Source organism: Pseudomonas sp. OST1909, from assembly GCF_015277575.1.
Classification (GTDB): Bacteria; Pseudomonadota; Gammaproteobacteria; order Pseudomonadales; family Pseudomonadaceae; genus Aquipseudomonas; species Aquipseudomonas synxantha_A.
The window spans coordinates 3,877,763-3,893,873 of the sequence record NZ_CP063780.1 but is presented as its reverse complement, the minus strand read 5'-3'; the positions used below and the strand labels follow the sequence as shown (position 1 = coordinate 3,893,873).

Genomic DNA, 16,111 nt, shown 5'->3' with positions numbered 1-16,111 from the left:
ATGCGTCTTGTGAACAAGCTTCTGCCGTTGGCACTTGCACTTGTACTACCGGTGGCGTTCAGCGCCCAGGCAGCGTCGACGGTGAGCGTCTACAACTGGACCGACTACATCGGTGAAACCACCTTGGCGGATTTCCAGGCCAACACCGGGATCAAGGTGGTCTACGACGTGTTCGACTCCAACGAAACCCTGGAAGGCAAGTTGCTCGCCGGGCGCACCGGCTATGACGTGGTGGTGCCGTCCAACCACTTCCTGGCGCGGCAAGTGAAGGCCGGCGCGTTCCTCACGCTGGACCGTGCGCAACTGCCGAACTTCAAGAACCTCGATCCCCGGTTGCTCAAGCTGCTGGAGCAGAACGACCCGGATAACGCGCACTCGGTGCCGTACCTGTGGGGCACCAATGGCATCGGTTACAACGTCGACAAGGTCAAGCAGGTGCTGGGTATCGAGCGCATTGATTCATGGGCGGTGCTGTTCGAGCCGGACAATCTCAAGAAGCTCCATGAATGCGGTGTGGCCTTCCTTGATTCGCCGGATGAGCTGTTTCCGGCGATGCTCAACTACATGGGCAGGGACCCACGCAGCGAGAACGCCGAGGACTACAAGCAGGCCGAAGCCAAGCTGCTGACGCTGCGGCCGTACATCACTTATTTCCATTCCTCCAAGTACATCTCGGACCTGGCCAACGGCAATATCTGCGTGGCCTTCGGTTATTCCGGCGATGTGTTCCAGGCCGCCAACCGCGCCATGGAAGCCAAAAACGGGGTGAACATCGCGTACTCGATTCCCAAGGAAGGCTCCAACCTGTGGTTCGACCTGCTGGCAATTCCTGCCGACGCCACCAACCCCAAAGAGGCCCATGCGTTCATCAACTACCTGCTCGAACCCGAAGTGATCGCCAAGGTCAGCGCCTCGGTGGGCTACGCCAACGCCAACCCGGCGGCCAAGCCGTTCATGGCCCCGGAACTGGTCAACAACCCTGAGGTTTACCCGCCCCAGGACGTCCTCGACAAACTCTACATTTCCACCACGCCTACGCCGGCGACCATGCGCGTGATGACCCGCGCCTGGAGCAAAGTGAAGTCCAACCGATGATTCAGTCCAGCGAACATGCGCAGTCCTATTACCGCGCGACAGCCAACACCATGGCGCAGCGGCCTGCACTCGACGCTGATCTGAGCGTTGATGTGTGTGTGATCGGCGGCGGGTTCACCGGGGTCAACACGGCCATCGAACTGGCCCAGCGCGGGCTCACGGTGATTGTGCTGGAGGCCCGCCGCATTGGCTGGGGTGCCAGCGGGCGCAACGGTGGGCAGTTGATTCGGGGTATCGGTCATGATGTCTCGGGGTTTGCCAAATACGTGGGCGAGGAGGGCGTGCGCTATCTGGCGCGAGCCGGTATCGACTCGGTGGCGTTGGTGGGCGAGCGCATCGGCGAGCATGGTATCGATTGCGACTTGCGCTGGGGTTTTTGTGAACTGGCCAATACCCCGGCGCAATTCGCCGCGTTCAAGAATGAACAGGCGCAGTTGGCGGCCATGGGCTATGCCCCTGAAACCCGGTTGGTGGGCGCGCAGGACATGGCCCAGGTGGTGGGCTCGACGGTGTACGCCGGTGGCCTGGTCGACATGGGCTCGGGGCATCTGCACCCGCTCAACCTGGTGCTCGGCGAGGCGCAGGTGGCCGAGGCCCTCGGGGTGCGGATCTTTGAACAGACCCAGGTGCTGGAACTGATCCATGGCCACACTGTGCAGGTGCGTTGCGCCGGCGGCAGTGTGCGTGCCGCCCATCTGGTGCTGGCGTGCAATGCGCACCTTGAAGACCTGGAGCCTCGCCTGGGCGGCAAGGTGCTGCCGGCGGGCAGCTACATCATCGCCACCGAGCCGTTGCCGAAAACGGTGGCCGAGCAATTGATTCCGCAGAATCTGGCGCTGTGCGACCAGAAAGTCGGGCTGGATTACTACCGGCTGTCCGCCGACCGGCGCCTGCTGTTTGGCGGTGCCTGCCATTACTCGGGGCGCGATCCCCAGGACATCGCCGCCTACATGCGCCCGAAAATGCTCAAGGTGTTCCCGCAACTGGCCGACACCGCCATCGAGTTCCAGTGGGGCGGCAAGATTGGCATCACCGCCAACCGCTTTCCCCAGGTCGGACGGCTCAAGCAATACCCCAATGTGTTCTATGCCCAGGGCTATTCTGGCCATGGCCTCAACGTGACCCACTGGTGCGCACGGCTGTTGGCCGAAGCGATTCACGCGGGTGCAAGTCGCGGCCTGGATATTTTCAGCCAGGTGCCGCACATGACCTTCCCGGGCGGCAAGGCGCTACGCTCGCCGCTGCTGGCGTTGGGGATGTTGTGGTATCGGTTGCGCGAGGTGCTTTGATCACACAAAGGGCGCAGGCAATCGCTGTACTGTGGCGCCTTGTTAACTGGCCTCAGGTTCAGTCAGCACCTTGCGAAACGTCTCCACCAGCGGGCGCAAATTGACGCGGTGCCAGGCCGCCCACAGCGGTGTGGTGTAGGTCAGCCACGGCAACTCGCGCAACACCACGCCGGGCGGGGCGTTGCGGTTCAGGCCCTTCTGCACCATCGCTACCCCGAGCCCTGACGCCACCAGGCCCAGTGCGGTAAAGGGTTCGCCGGCTTCCATGGGAATCTGTGGGGTGAAACCGGCACGAATGCAGGCGGCGACGAAATCATCGGCGGGGTTGGCGCCGGCTTTGCGCTGCACGCCGATCCATTGTTGGTCGGCCAGGTGTTCGGGCAGCAGTTCGCGTTGCCGGGCCAGCGGATGTTGTTCGGGCAGGGCCAGCAGCATCGGGTCGTCGAGCACCTGCAAGGCGCTCAGATCTGGATCGTCGTCGGCGGGGGGCTCGCTTACCAGGGCGATGTCCAGACTGCGTTGGCGCAGGCCCTCCAACTGTTCGAGGGAGGGCAGGTTATACAGCTTGATGTGCACGGTGGGCCGATCGTCGCGCAGTATGCGCAGGGCGTTGGGTAGAAGGCCTGCGTGCATGGCATTTTCGATATAGCCGATGCACAGGCCGCCTTCTTCCCCCCGGCCCAAGCGCTTGCCCAGCGATTCCAGACGGTTGGCATGGGTCAGCAGCGCCTTGGTTTCAGCCAGGAAGGTCTGGCCGTCGCGGGTCAGGCGGATGCGCTGCTGGCTGCGTTCGAATAGGGTCAGGCCCAGGCGCTCTTCGAGCTGGGCTATTTGCCGGCTCAGGGGCGATTGGGAGATGTGCAAGCGCTCGGCGGCGCGGCCGACGTGTTCTTCTTCGGCGACCACTTCGAAGTAGCGCAGTTGGCGTAGATCGATCATGTAAGACCTGTAAGGACTCAAGTTGGTCGCAGTATGTCTTGGACGGTCTGACTAACGCAATCTAGCATCTGCTCAACGGTCACAACCAACCGATTGAGGATCTCACCATGAGCTTGAAAGACAAACTCCCCGGTGTACTGGGCTTTGGCACCGCACCCTTGGGGAACATGTTCCGCGCCATCCCTGAAGACGAAGCCCAGGCCACCGTCGAAGCCGCCTGGAACCACGGCGTCCGTTACTTCGACACCGCGCCGTTCTACGGCTCGGGCCTGTCGGAAATCCGCTTGGGCCAAGCCCTGTCCAACTACAACCGTGATGACTACGTGCTCAGCACCAAGGTCGGCCGGGTGATTCTGGATGAAGTCGAAACCGGCGCCCGCGACCTTGGCGAAAAAAGCGGCGTGTTCGAACACGGCCGCCCGAATAAAATCCTCAATGACTACAGCGCCGATGCCACCCTGCGCTCCATTGAAGACAGCCTCAAGCGCCTGCAAACCGATCGCCTCGACATCGTGTGGATTCACGATATCGCCCAGGATTTTTACGGCGACCAGTGGCTGGATTACTTCAACCAGGCCCGCACCGGGGCCTTCAAAGTGCTGACCCGCTTGCGCGAGGAGGGTGTGATCAAGGCCTGGGGCCTGGGCGTCAATCGCGTCGAGCCGTGTGAACTGACCTTGGACCTGACTGAGGCGCAGCCCGACGGGTTCCTCCTCGCCGGCCGCTATACGCTGCTGGACCACGAGCGCGCACTGCAACGCCTGATGGACGCCGCCCTGGCCCAGCAGGTTGAAATTGTGGTCGGCGGCCCGTACAGCTCTGGCATCCTCGCCGGCGGCGCACACTTTGAATACCAGCCCGCCAAGCCTGCGATCATCAGCAAGGTCGAGCAGATCAAGGCGATTGCCCAGGCATTTGGCGTGAGTGTGAAAGCCGCGGCGCTGCAGTTTTCCCTGGCACACCCGGCCGTGGCGGCGGTGATTCCCGGTGCCAGTCGTCCGGGTCGCATTGCTGAAGACGTTGCGGCGTTGTCAGAACAGATTCCAGCAGCCTTCTGGCAAGCGCTACGCGAGGCCCGATTGATATCGGACCGCGCGCCTCTGCCTCTCTAATTTTAAGGAAGCTAACCATGAAAATTGATGTGAGCGGCAAAGTGGCCATCGTCAGCGGCAGCACCGCCGGTATCGGCCTGGGCATCAGCCAGGCCCTGGCGCAATCCGGCGCAACGGTGGTAGTGATCGGGCGGGACGCGGGCAAGGTCGACGACGCTTTGGCCAGCATTCGCCAAGGGGTGCCCGGCGCTGACCTGCGTGGGCTGGTGGCCGACCTTGGCACCCTGGAGGGCGCCGAGATACTGTTCGCCGCCGAACCTCGCGCCGATATCCTGGTCAACAACCTCGGCATCTTCAACGATGTGGATTTCTTTGAGGCGCCAGACAGTGAGTGGACGCGCTTCTATGAGGTCAATGTGATTAGCGGCGTGCGCCTGGCACGGCACTATGTGCCGGGCATGGTCGAGCAGGGCTGGGGGCGGGTGATCTTTGTGTCGTCGGAATCCGGGGTGGCGACGCCGGCCGACATGATCAACTACGGCGTGACCAAAAGCGCCAACCTGGCGGTCTCCCACGGCCTGGCCAAGCGCCTGGCAGGCACCGGGGTGACGGTGAATGCGATTTTGCCGGGGCCGACCTTTACCGACGGCCTGGAACAGATGCTCAAGGACGCCACGGCCCAGTCCGGGCGTAGTGCGCGGGAAGAAGCCGATGTGTTTGTGCGTAATGCGCGGCCCACCTCGATCATCCAGCGTGCAGCCAATGTGGATGAAGTGGCGAACCTGGTGGCGTACATTGCTTCACCGCTGTCGTCTGCCACTACCGGTGCCGCTTTGCGCGTAGACGGTGGCGTTGTCGACAGCATGGCGATCTGATTTTTCCCCTGATTGGAGTATTTATTGTGGCAACAGCGTCTTCAGTAATTGAAATCCCGGCATCCGCCGACCAGGTCTGGCAACTGATTGGCGGCTTCAACAGCCTGCCCGACTGGCTGCCCTTTATCGCCAAGAGCGAGCCGAGCGAAGGTGGCCGTGTGCGTCACCTGACCACCGCTGACGGCGGCCAGATCGTCGAGCGTTTGCAGACCTTTGACAACGTGGCGCGCATTTATAGCTACACGATTGAAGAATCGCCGTTTCCGGTGAGTGCGTATCTGGCGACCGTGCAGGTTGAAGCCTTGACCGAGTCGTCGGCCAAAGTCACCTGGTCCGGCGTGTTCACTCCGGCAGCGGGCACCACGGATGCGGCGGTGGAGGAGTTATTTGCCGGCGTCTACAGCGGTGGCTTGGAGGCGTTGCGCGGCAACTTCCCCAACTGAAAATCCCTGCTTTACCTGTGACGAGGGAGCAAGCTCCCTCGCCACGGATCAGGCGTTGTGGGGAAAATGGGCGAGGATCGCTGCAACTGACTCAGCGGGCGTCCTCTGCGCTGTATCGAGCCTGAACGGCGGCTCATCCCAGCATTCATACTCATGCACCAGCACCGACTGCCAGGTCGGCGGCGCCAGCCCGGGAACATCGCCCACGCGGCTTTCCACACGGCGCCGATGCTCGTGCTGATCAGCACACACCACCTGGATATTGATCAGTTCAACCTGCGCTGCCGTCGCCACGGCTTGCCAGGCTTGGCGGCTGTCCCTGACCGGGTTCACGCAATCGGCGATGACCCGATGCCCCAAGCGCAAATTGCTCAGCGCCAATGCATTGGCCACGCTGTAGCCGCTGGCGCCCACATCCCCCGCCAATACGGCGGCATCGCGCAGCGCCTGTTCGATCACATCAATACGCAGGTAAACCGCGCCGGTCTGTCGCGCCAGTTCCCTGGCAACGGTGGTCTTGCCGCTGCCGGGCAGACCGCTGAATACAAAAAGCATGGTCATCAACCCTTGGTAGGAGCGAGCTTGCTCGCGAAAAACGTCAACGATAACGCGTACTTCCAGGTAAAACGTGTGGTCTTCACTATTTTCGCGAGCAAGCTCGCTCCTACAGTGTTATTAGAACTGCTTCACTTCGACAACAGGACCTGCGCCCCATGACCCTGCCATTCGTGAAGATGCACGCCCATGGCGACGACTTCATCATCATCGACCGCCGTGGCCAGGACAACCCCATCACTGCACAGGTCGCCGCCCGCCTGGGCAACCGCCGCTCGGGTATCGGTTTCAATCAGTTGGCGGTGATGCTCGACTGTGGAGACGCCGCCGCACATGTCCAGTTCTGGAACCCCGACGGCACGCGCCTGCCAACCTGCGGCAGCGCGACTCGCGGGGTGGCCGACCGCCTGATGCACGAGACCGGCATCGACACCGTCGTATTACGCACCGACCGCGGTTTGCTGACGTGCACACGCGTCGACGGGCAGCGGGTGTCGGTGGACATGGGAGCGCCGTCGCTGGACTGGGCGGCGGTGCCGCTGGCCGAGGCGATGGACACCCGCGTGCTGCCGATGGACGGTAACCCGGCGGCCTGCAGCATGGGCAATCCGCATTGCACATTTTTTGTGCAAGACATCGCTGCCATCGATGTCGCGGCGGTGGGCCCGGCGCTTGAAGCCCACCCGCTGTTCCCGGCCAAGACCAATGTGCATTTTGTGCAGGTGTTGAGCCGTGGCCGTATCCGCCTGCGCATCTGGGAGCGGGGCGGCGCGGTGCCGTTGGGCTCCGGTTCGTGCTGCTGCGGCGCGGTGGTCAATGGAATTCGGCGCGGGCTGCTCGATGACAGCGTGGAGGTCGAATGCGACGGCGGCACGGTCACGGTGCAGTGGGACGGGCAGGGCGGAGTCATCTTGACCGGCCGTGTCGAGCCGATCATGCAGGGCGCCGCATACCTGGCCTAGAACGTCACGGTAAACGTAGTACCGGCCGTGGCGCAGGACGTCACCGCCACATCGCCACCATGCACCTTGGCCAGTTCGCGCACGATATACAGGCCCAGGCCGACGCTGCGCACATCGCTGCCCTGGTCGGTGCCACGGGTCATGGGCTCGAACAACCCGGCCAGCAGAGTTTCGGGAATCGCCAGGCCATGGTTGTGCACTGCGACCGCACAGGCGTTGTCGCCCAGGCGCGAGGTGATGGTGATCGGTTGCAGCAGGTCGCCATAGGCCACGCTGTTGGCAACCAGGTTGCCGATCATCTGCTGCACTCGGTCGGCATCCAGGCACGCCTGGCCGTTGCCTTCGGCCTGATGCACCAGCGTGGCTCTGGGAAAGGCCACCCGCAATTCATCCACCGCCTGTTGAATAACGCCGTGCAGATCCAGCGGCACCGCCTTGATGGTGATGCCTTGGCCGACCCGCGCCTGGGTGAAGTCCAGCAGGTCGGCGATCATGCGATGGGCGCGTTCGGCCGACTGGCCGATATGCCCCAGCAGTTGGCGCTCCTTGGCCGTGCGCTCGCCGCGCTGCAGAAAGTCCGAAGCCATGCGGATGGCGGTAAGGGGGTTTTTCAAGTCATGACTGACAATCGCCACCATCTGTTCGGCAAACAACGCCCGGCGATGGGCAACCGCATAGGCCGCGCTGAGTTCGGCCTGGGCCTGTTGCAGGGCGACCTCGGTGGCGGTTTTTTCCTGGAGCAGCGCTTCGGCCAACTTGCGTGCATTGAGCAGCTCGCGCTCGTACTTGTCGCGGTCGGTGGTGCCGAACAGCGCCAAGTCATGCACCACGCCGTCGGCCTGCCGGCGCTGGTTGGCGTTGAGCAATACGGTCACTTTGTGCCCGGCGCTGTGGCGAATGTCGAGCTTCACTTCGGTGACGCTGCCGCGCATGCGCAGCATTGGTGCCAGGTGGGTCTGGTAGAAAATCCGCCCGCCCATGGTCAACAGGTCCTGGAAGCGGCGCCCCTGCAGTTCGGCCGCGCTGAACCCGAGCCAGTCACTCAGGCGCGGGTTGACGTGCAGGATCGTGCCGTCCTCCTGGGTCACGGCCAGGGCGCAGGCGGCGCTGTCGAATAGCGACTCAGCAGGCATCGGCAGGCGCCCAGGGGGCCAGGAACCGGTCCATTGCCGCTGCGCACGCCTGGGGTGCACTCATATGCGGGCAATGGCCGACATTGTCCACCAGGCAATAAGTGCTGTTGGGCAGCACGCGGTGCAGGTATTCACCCACGGCTACGGGGGCGATCAGGTCGTCAGTCGATTGCAGGATCAACACCGCAGTGGGCAGGCCCTCTACATCCTGGCGGTTATCCGAAAGGAAGGTCACCCGGGCAAATTGCTTGGCAATGTCCGGCTCGGTGCGGCAAAAGCTCTCGGTCAACGCCTCACCCAGTGCCGGTTGGTCCGGCGCGCCCATGATCACCGGGGCCATCGCGCTCGACCAGCCCAGGTAGTTGCTGTCGAGGGTGTCGAGCAGGTCGTCGATATCCTCGCGCTTGAAGCCGCCAACATAATCGTCAGTGTCGATATAGCGCGGCGATGGGCCGATCATCACGTGCGCCGCAATACGCCCGGGGACAAAACGGTCGGCGAGGGTGCCGATCATCGCGCTGACGGAGTGGCCCACCAGGATCACCGGGCCTTGGGCGTAGGCGTCGATAATCTCGTTGAGGTCGCGGGCATAGCCGTCCAGGGCCTGGTATTTGGCTTTGTCGAACGCGCTGAGGTCCGACCGGCCCGCACCGACCAGGTCGTAGAGAACCACGCGAAAGCGCTGGCTAAAGTGCGGTGCCAACTGGTTCCACATCGCTTGATTGCAGCCAAAGCCGTGGGAAAACACCAGCGTCGAAGGACCGTCGCCCATCACATTCACATTGTTGCGGTAGCGCAGGTCCATGGCGTTCTCGTAGCTGGCAATTTGCTATGCGGGGTAAGGCCGCAGTTTAGATAGTCGCGCACCTGGGGTCACGCGTTATACGTCGATAAGGTAAAGTCGGCAGCTTAAGGAAGAAACCTCAGGTAACAAAACATGATAGGGAATTGGTGTCAAAAGGTCTCGGGTTTGCTGGCCCTGGTGCTCCTCGGCGTGGTGAGCATAGCCCAGGCGGACACTTCACCGATCGGGGTCGCCCTCGACCAGCGGGTGATTGACCTCACCAACACCCTCGACGCAACCACCACCCAGCGCCTTAAAAGCCAGCTTGGCGACCTTGAAGCGCGCAAAGGCGCGCAAGTCGCGGTGTTGCTGGTGCCGACCACGGGCGGCGCCGCTATCGAAGACTATGCCAACCAACTGTTTCGCGCCTGGCAGCTGGGGCGCAAGGACGTCAACGATGGCATCCTGCTGGTAGTGGCCAAGGCTGACCGCGCAGTGCGCATTGAAGTGGGCTACGGCCTGGAAGGCATCGTCACCGACCTGCTGGCTCATCGCATTATTGAAGAACAGATCACCCCGGCGTTTCGTCAGGGTGATTTTGCCGGCGGTGTGCAACAGGGCGTGGACGCCCTGACCGTACTGGTGGACGGCGGTGACTTACCGCCATTGGCGGGCGCCGGGATCAATCCTCAATTTATCGCGTTGCTGGTGGCGTTTATCCTGGGCGGCTTGGGCGGCGTGGCGATCGCTGCCGACAAGCTGCATTGGCGCCGGGCGTTGATCGTCACCGTGGCGGCCACGCTGTTGCTGACGCTGCTGGCGGGCGGTCGGGAGTGGCCGATGTTCCTGTTTGTCATGCCGCTGACGCTGTTGATAGGCGGCGCGATATTCGGCGCGCTGTGGCAGGTGCGTACGCTGTTTTACTGCGTAATCGGGCTGCTGGCTTATATCCTCGGGTTGGTGGTGGCAAACCAGTATGTGGACGTCAGTTTCATCCATTGGCTGCTGTGGCCACTGGGCGTTTTGGTGGTGCTGGGGTTGTACCTGGTGCTACTGCTGATCATGAGGCAGACCTGGCGCACCAGCCGTGCAGGTTTTAGTGTGCGACTGCTGGCGGCGGTAGTCGTGTACGTGGTGGCAGGGTGGGTGATTGACGGCGGCCGCGACGGCTGGCTGTTGGCGTTTCCCATCGCATCGTTTGTCGCGCTGATCATCTTCGGCAAGGTCGGCGAAGGGACGGGATCGGGTAGCGGCTCCAGTTCGAGTTCCAGCAGGTCCAGCTCCAGTGGCAGTTCCTCCGGTGGCGGTGGTTCCAGTGGTGGCGGTGGGGCTTCCGGCAGTTGGTGACGCGTTAGCCGATACCTACACTTTCGACCCCCCCCATGGCAAGCGGGTGTTTGGCAATGCCATGGGGGGGCACAACGGTTTGGACAGCAAACAGCCGATTGCAGTGTTACGCCTTGACCCAACTGCCCTTGCCATCGGATTTGATTTCGAAATCAATGGGGTCACGGTTGGCGTTGCCTTTAGCGTTCTCAACGGTTTTTTCGTCCGACGGCAGGAAGTTGCGATCTAACCGGCTGCGGGCAGTGTTGACCTGAGAATTGTCGACGGCCTTTTCGTCCGAAGGCAGGAAGTTTTGATCCAGCCGACTACGGTTGGCGTGGGCCCTGTATTCATCGCCGATGTTCTTCCAGCCGCCCTTGCCATCGGACACTTCTGCATCGTCCCCAATCTGGTTTTCTTCCTTGGGGTTGTATCTGGCTTTGTCGTTGTCGATCCTGCTGTTGTCAACGGGTTGGTATGCAGGGATAGATGGGCTGTAACCATTGATTGAAGACACGATTGCACCTCTCTGATAGCTGGGATATTGACCCGCCAGGACGGCGTCCCGGCTCGGCGTTTCGCAGGCTACAGCGCCATGGGCAGTCGCTCAATGCGGCCCATTTCGGGTGAATGTAACCGAGTGAAACCGCTGCGGTCGCGGGTTTCCAAATAGTGAGAGTGGCTATCGGTGCAATCCGCCAAAGGGGCAGCAGAGTCAGGCTGAATGTAAGAAAGCGTCGTTGGTACTCAGGTTTTCATTTGTAGAAATACATTTGACGGCTCAGTGGTGTGCGCTTGTTTCATGATTGGAAACAGTTATGTAATGACCTTTCTTAGACAGTTCTCACCATTTCATGCCACGCCATCCCACCGTGATCCGACGGCGAAGGCCGCACATAGGTGTAGCCCATGCGGGTGTACAACGGCACGTGCTGGTGCTTGCACATCAGGTGAATTGTCTGCTTGCCCATTGCTGCCATGCGCTGCACGAACGCGGTCATCAGTTTTTTCGCATAGCCTTTGCCTTGATGTGCCGGGTCGACCACCACCGACATGATCACCACATTCGGCGCCTCGGCCACATGGCCTACCAACTCCTTGAATGCCTCATCCGACATCACCACATTGTGGGCACAGCCGGAATTGATGAAACCTGCGATTTCGCCATCCGCCTCCAGGATCAAAAAGCCCTGGGGATACTGGGCGATGCGCGTGGCGATTTTCTCCAGGGTGGCGGCTTCGTCGCCTTCGTATGCGCTGGTTTCGATTTCAAAGCAGCGTTGGGCGTCGGTGGGCAGAGCGGTACGCAGGGTGAGGGTGGGCATGGGGGGTTCCAGGGCGTTGAGCGAAAGGCAACATCATAAAGAAACGTCGAGCTTATGGCACAGCAAGGCCATTTGCTTGGAGGGGAAGGTGTGAGGTTCGACTGAAATATCGGATGCAGAGCGCAGGCCTGACTGATGCGACTCAGTCCAATGTGGGAGGGGGCTTGCTCCCGATGAGGGAGTGTCAGTAAACGCATCTTGGACTGACCCACTGCCATCGGGAGCAAGCCCCCTCCCACATTCGGACGACCTAGAATTCCCCGGAATACTTTACTGCCGCCGCCGCCCGCGACGGCACATTCAAACTGCGCAATAATGACGACACATGAATGCGCACGGTAAACGGCGAAATATCCAGGGCTTTGGCGATTTCCTTGTTGGTCTTGCCCTGGGCTATCAGGCGCAGCACTTCCTGCTGGCGGGTGGTGAGGGTGTGGGTGTGGGTGTCCAGCGGCAGCAGGCCCGAAGGCGCGAACTTGACCAGCACTTCGCCGTTGCGGATCGCCAGCAACGCCTGGCCAATGTCGTCGGGGGCGATGTTCTTGCCGATAAAACCGTCGGCACCCAGGGCCATCACCTGTTCGATCAGCGCCGGGTCGTCGACCATCGACACCACGATCAACGTTGTGCGCCGCAGTTGCTGGCGCAGTTCGGCCAGTTGGCTGATGCAAGTCAGGCCGGGGAAGCGCAGGTCGAGGATCAGGGTGTCGACTTCGCTCGCCTCGCACAGCAGCGCATTCACTGTGGCCAGGTCGCCGGCCTCTTGCACCTGGGCGTCTGGCAGCAGGCGCCGCACGGTGCGTGCCATGCCTTCGCGAAACATCGGGTGGTCGTCGGCGATGATGATCCGGCCGGTCATGGCGAGCTCCTTCCTGGGGCAAGGTGGTGTCGAGGCATGCTACTTTACCAGCGGGCCAAGGGCCCTTTTCCAAAGATGATATGTCAAGGATATGACTATGAGTCCCGAGACCAACTCCGAACTCGATCAGGCTAACCTGCGCATCGTGGTGGCCACCATCGCCATTGTGTATATCAGCGTACTGGGTTTTTTGCCCGGGCAGTCGCTGGACACCTACCTGCCGGTGATCCTGTATATCTTCGGGTTCCTGCTGGCGTCCATCGTGTTGCGCCAGGTGATCGCACGCTGGCCCGGGCATTACCCGGCGCGGCGCATCTTCGGCATGATCCACGACTACACCGGCACGTCGTTCGGCCTGGTGGTCGGCGGTGAAGCAGCGTTGCCGCTGTACGCGGTGATGGTCTGGGTGAACCTGGGCAACGGGATGCGCTACGGGTCGCGCTACCTGGCGATTGCCACGGGGCTGGCGTTGCTGGCGCTGCTGATCGTGTACCAGCTTACGCCGCTGTGGCAGGCGCAACCGTTCATGGTGTTGATGCTGATGATCACCAGCACGGTGATCCCGGTGTACGCCCATATCCTTCTGGAGCGCACGCGCAAGGCTTCGGAACAAGCCATTGCCGCCAACCTGGAAAAATCCCGCTTTCTCGCCCAAGCCAGCCATGACCTGCGCCAGCCGATCCACTCTATTGGCCTGTTCACCGCCTGCCTGCGCGAAGCACGGTTGGGGGATGACGAGCGGCGGCTGGTGGACAATATCGATCGCTCGCTGCTCAACGTGTCGCAACTGTTCCGTTCGATCCTCGACCTCTACACCCTCGACAATGGTCGCCTGCTGCCCAAATACCAGGTGATCCACCTGGGCGACTTTCTTGCCGACCTGGTGCGCCAGAACGCCGAGGCCGCACGCTGGGCCGGCGTGGAGTTGCGCTTGCGCCCCTGCGCTCATTGGGCGCTGGTGGATCCGGGCATGTTGGCAACCATGGTGCAAAACCTGCTCTCCAATTGCTTCAAATACGGCGCGCAGCGGCCAGTGCTGATCGGCGTGCGTAGTCGCGAAAACGGCTTGGTCATAGAGGTGCATGATCAGGGGCGAGGGATTGCACGGGAGCATCTGTCAAAGGTCTTCGAAGAGTTCTATCGCGTGCGCCAACTGCGTGACAAGGATGTCGAAGGCGTGGGCCTCGGGCTGTCCATCGTCAAGCGCCTGGGGCAATTGATGGGGATGCAGGTGAGCCTGCGTTCGCGGTTGGGCCAGGGCACCTCGGTGAGCCTGCACGGCCTGGCCCTGGCCAACGCGCCGCGTCAACCGGCGCTGCGCGACGATGTGCGCCAGGCCGGCTTGCTCACCGGTCTGAAAGTGTGCCTGGTGGAGGATGATCACAACGTGCTGCTTGCCACCCAGGCGCTGCTGGAGCGATGGGGGTGCCAGGTGCAGGCTGAGTCGAGTGGGAAGGGGCTGGTCAGCGACTGCGATATCATCGTCGCCGACTACGACCTGGGTAATCACGCCACTGGCATCGAATGCATCGACCAGCTACGCCAGCAACGCGGTTGGGCGGTGCCGGCGTTGATCCTCACCGGTCACGACGTGGAGAGAATCCAGGCCGCGTTGCACGACCGTCAGATCGCCATCTTGTCCAAACCGGTGCGCCCTGCGGAACTGCGCGGCAGGTTGCGTGACCTCAGCCAGGAAAAAGTTACTGCATGAACGGTGTCAACCCGTTGCCACGCGCGCCTTTTGGCTGGCAGTAGGCGGCAGGTTTCATCAGGCCAAAACTGGCGATTGCAAATGCACCGCCGCTGGCCCCGCTTGGTACGGAGCAGTTGTATTCGCCGGACGCAGTGTTGGCTACATAGTAAGTGGTCATGGAATCGCTGCGCACATTGGAAATACGTTTTACCGGCTCGCCCAGGTTGGTTTCCGACAGCTTCTTGAGGTGATCTTCAGTGGGCTTGATATTGCTGCAACCGGCGACGCCGATGATCAAGGCGCCCAGCAGGGCAAGGCGAGTAACAGGGGAGTGGAGTTTCATGGTGCGTCTTCCTTGGGATTGTTTTGGTTTTTCCAGCGCGCAACAAACCCGCACGCAATGAATGCGCGGTGTTGAGGAAGCGTTGGAAGTGCCGAGGAATATAGCGTCGCAGGCGGGCAGGGTCGATTAGCACAAATGGGCTAATGGCAATTTGAAGTCATGGAAGGAACAGGCAGTGTTGGAGATAAAACGAGCTACGCCAGACGACGCCGACAGAGCGTTCGAGATTCGCCGTGACGCCATTCGCGGTCAGTGCATTGGCGCCTACAGCGCGGAGCAAATGGCGCTCTGGACCCGAGGTTGCGCAAGTGATGGCTACAGCGTGCTGATGGAAAAGCCGTTCTACCTGGGCTGGGTGGACGGTGAAGTTGTGGCTACCGGTATGCTCGATCCTGATCACCATGAAGTAGGTGCATTGTTCGTACGATCTGCGTTCACTGGGCGCGGCTATGGCAAGGCGATGCTTGCCCATGTGGAGGGTATTGCACGGCAGATGGAGATTGAACAGGTAGTGCTGGACGCCACCTTGAATGCGGTGAGTTTCTACCGCTCATGTGGTTATGTGGGGGATGAGCAGGCGGTGTATCGCTCACCCTCGGGGTTGGTGCTGGCGTGTGTGCCGATGGTGAAGCGGCTGCGGGTCATGCCGGCGTTTTGAATGCTGCGCGCAATCGCTCAATGACCTGAGCAACGCCGGGGCCCCGAATCGGTGGTGGGGTGAGGCTTTCGCCGAATTCGCGCCATACAAACAGGGTTAGCTCGGCCCCATCGGTCAGGCTTTTGGTGAGAGCTTGTGAGCCGAACCCCTGCAGGCTGCGATAACGTTCGTCGTGCCAGAACGCTTGTTCAACCCAGTCGTATACCGGGATAAAGTGAAAGTGCAGGGGAAACCCCGGCATATGGCCGTAGCGGCTGATGTACAACCATTTGGGTTGCAGTTTCGCTTGCATGACGCGTTGGACTTTTGCGAGCAAGCCCCCCAGTTCGGCCAGTGCGTCGTCGGGCATGTCGGCCAACGAGTCAACCGATGTCTTGGCGCCGAGCATCAGATATCCCGGTAGTTTTGACGCCTGGTGGTGGTTGAGCAGCCAATGCTCGGTCTGATGCAGGATGAAAGCGGGGGCGATCTGCATACGCACGCGTCCGTATGGGTTGGGGCGGCAGGATACCAAGTATTGCTCGGATAGGGTGTGGCCCCAAATCCATGGCGAGGGAGCTTGCTCCGATAAGTATCGATATCTACACAACTTCGTCGCAGCCGACCGTAACCACGATGCGAAGCGAGCCGCTCTTGATCTTGCTCTGCTTTTGATCTTAGGCGCCCCGTTAAACCACGCTGGCCGGAATTCGACAGGGATTTGGGGGGTAAACCGGCAGGGATGCCGGTTTAGCCGCCCCGCGCCATGGATGGCGCGTGGCGGCGGCCCCCCAAATCCCT

18 protein-coding genes are annotated in these 16,111 nt (G+C 61.5%); 9 read left to right on the top strand and 9 right to left on the bottom strand.

The features are described 5' to 3' along the window. Complete coding sequence (locus IH404_RS16875) at positions 1-1,095, top strand: polyamine ABC transporter substrate-binding protein (RefSeq protein ID WP_194438513.1); 1,095 nt, start codon at positions 1-3, stop codon at positions 1,093-1,095. Beyond that, the gene (locus IH404_RS16870) at positions 1,092-2,384 is read left to right on the top strand and encodes an FAD-binding oxidoreductase (protein WP_194438511.1); all 1,293 of its coding nucleotides are present in this window, start codon (positions 1,092-1,094) and stop codon (positions 2,382-2,384) included. Before IH404_RS16875 ends, IH404_RS16870 begins: the two co-directional genes overlap by 4 nt. A 42-nt stretch (positions 2,385-2,426) precedes the next feature. Here IH404_RS16870 and IH404_RS16865 read toward each other — a convergent pair whose 3' ends face one another. After that, positions 2,427-3,323, bottom strand: a complete 897-nt coding sequence (locus IH404_RS16865) for a LysR substrate-binding domain-containing protein (RefSeq protein WP_005788938.1) — start codon at positions 3,321-3,323, stop codon at positions 2,427-2,429. Positions 3,324-3,430: 107 nt separating this feature from the next. Between IH404_RS16865 and IH404_RS16860 the strand changes: the two genes are divergently transcribed. Genes IH404_RS16860 through IH404_RS16850 form a run of 3 tightly spaced genes read left to right on the top strand, consistent with a single transcriptional unit; the run spans position 3,431 to position 5,693 of the window. Continuing rightward, positions 3,431-4,435 (top strand): aldo/keto reductase, encoded by a 1,005-nt coding sequence (locus IH404_RS16860; protein WP_194438508.1) that lies wholly within the window; start codon positions 3,431-3,433, stop codon positions 4,433-4,435. A gap of 17 nt (positions 4,436-4,452) precedes the next feature. Continuing rightward, positions 4,453-5,250 (top strand): SDR family oxidoreductase, encoded by a 798-nt coding sequence (locus IH404_RS16855; protein WP_194438505.1) that lies wholly within the window; start codon positions 4,453-4,455, stop codon positions 5,248-5,250. A 26-nt stretch (positions 5,251-5,276) separates the two neighbouring features. Further along, the gene (locus IH404_RS16850; protein WP_032880764.1) at positions 5,277-5,693 is read left to right on the top strand and encodes an SRPBCC family protein; all 417 of its coding nucleotides are present in this window, start codon (positions 5,277-5,279) and stop codon (positions 5,691-5,693) included. Between the two features lie 48 nt (positions 5,694-5,741). Here IH404_RS16850 and IH404_RS16845 read toward each other — a convergent pair whose 3' ends face one another. Beyond that, positions 5,742-6,248, bottom strand: coding sequence for an AAA family ATPase (locus IH404_RS16845; protein ID WP_005788930.1), 507 nt, complete (start codon positions 6,246-6,248; stop codon positions 5,742-5,744). 158 nt (positions 6,249-6,406) lie between these two features. Between IH404_RS16845 and dapF the strand changes: the two genes are divergently transcribed. Continuing rightward, complete coding sequence (dapF, locus tag IH404_RS16840; protein ID WP_005788928.1) at positions 6,407-7,210, top strand: diaminopimelate epimerase; 804 nt, start codon at positions 6,407-6,409, stop codon at positions 7,208-7,210. On the opposite strand, the gene IH404_RS16835 is transcribed toward dapF, so the two are convergent. Together IH404_RS16835 and IH404_RS16830 are read right to left on the bottom strand one after the other, a co-directional pair. Next, complete coding sequence (locus tag IH404_RS16835) at positions 7,207-8,343, bottom strand: PAS domain-containing sensor histidine kinase (RefSeq protein WP_194438503.1); 1,137 nt, start codon at positions 8,341-8,343, stop codon at positions 7,207-7,209. The two genes, dapF and IH404_RS16835, sit on opposite strands and share 4 nt — an antisense overlap. Then, entirely contained in the window at positions 8,333-9,148 is an 816-nt protein-coding gene (locus tag IH404_RS16830) for an alpha/beta hydrolase (RefSeq protein WP_005788924.1), read from the bottom strand. Before IH404_RS16830 ends, IH404_RS16835 begins: the two co-directional genes overlap by 11 nt. Positions 9,149-9,280: 132 nt before the next feature. Here IH404_RS16830 and IH404_RS16825 point away from each other — a divergent pair, with 132 nt between their 5' ends. After that, positions 9,281-10,474 carry a YgcG family protein gene (locus tag IH404_RS16825; RefSeq protein WP_194438501.1) on the top strand — a complete coding sequence of 398 codons (1,194 nt, stop codon included), beginning with the start codon at positions 9,281-9,283 and terminating at the stop codon, positions 10,472-10,474. Positions 10,475-10,580: 106 nt separating this feature from the next. Here IH404_RS16825 and IH404_RS16820 read toward each other — a convergent pair whose 3' ends face one another. From IH404_RS16820 to IH404_RS16810, 3 genes are all read right to left on the bottom strand, one after another. Further along, the gene (locus IH404_RS16820) at positions 10,581-10,970 is read right to left on the bottom strand and encodes a hypothetical protein (protein ID WP_005788920.1); all 390 of its coding nucleotides are present in this window, start codon (positions 10,968-10,970) and stop codon (positions 10,581-10,583) included. Between the two features lie 316 nt (positions 10,971-11,286). After that, positions 11,287-11,778, bottom strand: a complete 492-nt coding sequence (locus IH404_RS16815) for a GNAT family N-acetyltransferase (protein ID WP_122733775.1) — start codon at positions 11,776-11,778, stop codon at positions 11,287-11,289. A gap of 250 nt (positions 11,779-12,028) precedes the next feature. Then, positions 12,029-12,637: a response regulator transcription factor gene (locus IH404_RS16810; RefSeq protein WP_194438499.1), complete on the bottom strand. Its 609-nt coding sequence runs from the start codon at positions 12,635-12,637 to the stop codon at positions 12,029-12,031. 97 nt (positions 12,638-12,734) lie between these two features. On the opposite strand from IH404_RS16810, the gene IH404_RS16805 reads away from it, so the two are divergent. Then, entirely contained in the window at positions 12,735-14,348 is a 1,614-nt protein-coding gene (locus tag IH404_RS16805; protein ID WP_005788915.1) for a hybrid sensor histidine kinase/response regulator, read from the top strand. On the opposite strand, the gene IH404_RS16800 is transcribed toward IH404_RS16805, so the two are convergent. Further along, entirely contained in the window at positions 14,338-14,673 is a 336-nt protein-coding gene (locus tag IH404_RS16800) for a hypothetical protein (RefSeq protein WP_032880773.1), read from the bottom strand. The genes IH404_RS16805 and IH404_RS16800 overlap by 11 nt on opposite strands. 175 nt (positions 14,674-14,848) lie before the next feature. Between IH404_RS16800 and IH404_RS16795 the strand changes: the two genes are divergently transcribed. Further along, positions 14,849-15,331: a GNAT family N-acetyltransferase gene (locus IH404_RS16795; RefSeq protein ID WP_194438497.1), complete on the top strand. Its 483-nt coding sequence runs from the start codon at positions 14,849-14,851 to the stop codon at positions 15,329-15,331. On the opposite strand, the gene IH404_RS16790 is transcribed toward IH404_RS16795, so the two are convergent. Beyond that, complete coding sequence (locus tag IH404_RS16790) at positions 15,315-15,806, bottom strand: HIT family protein (RefSeq protein ID WP_005788910.1); 492 nt, start codon at positions 15,804-15,806, stop codon at positions 15,315-15,317. The two genes, IH404_RS16795 and IH404_RS16790, sit on opposite strands and share 17 nt — an antisense overlap. Between the last annotated feature and the right edge of the window lie 305 nt (positions 15,807-16,111).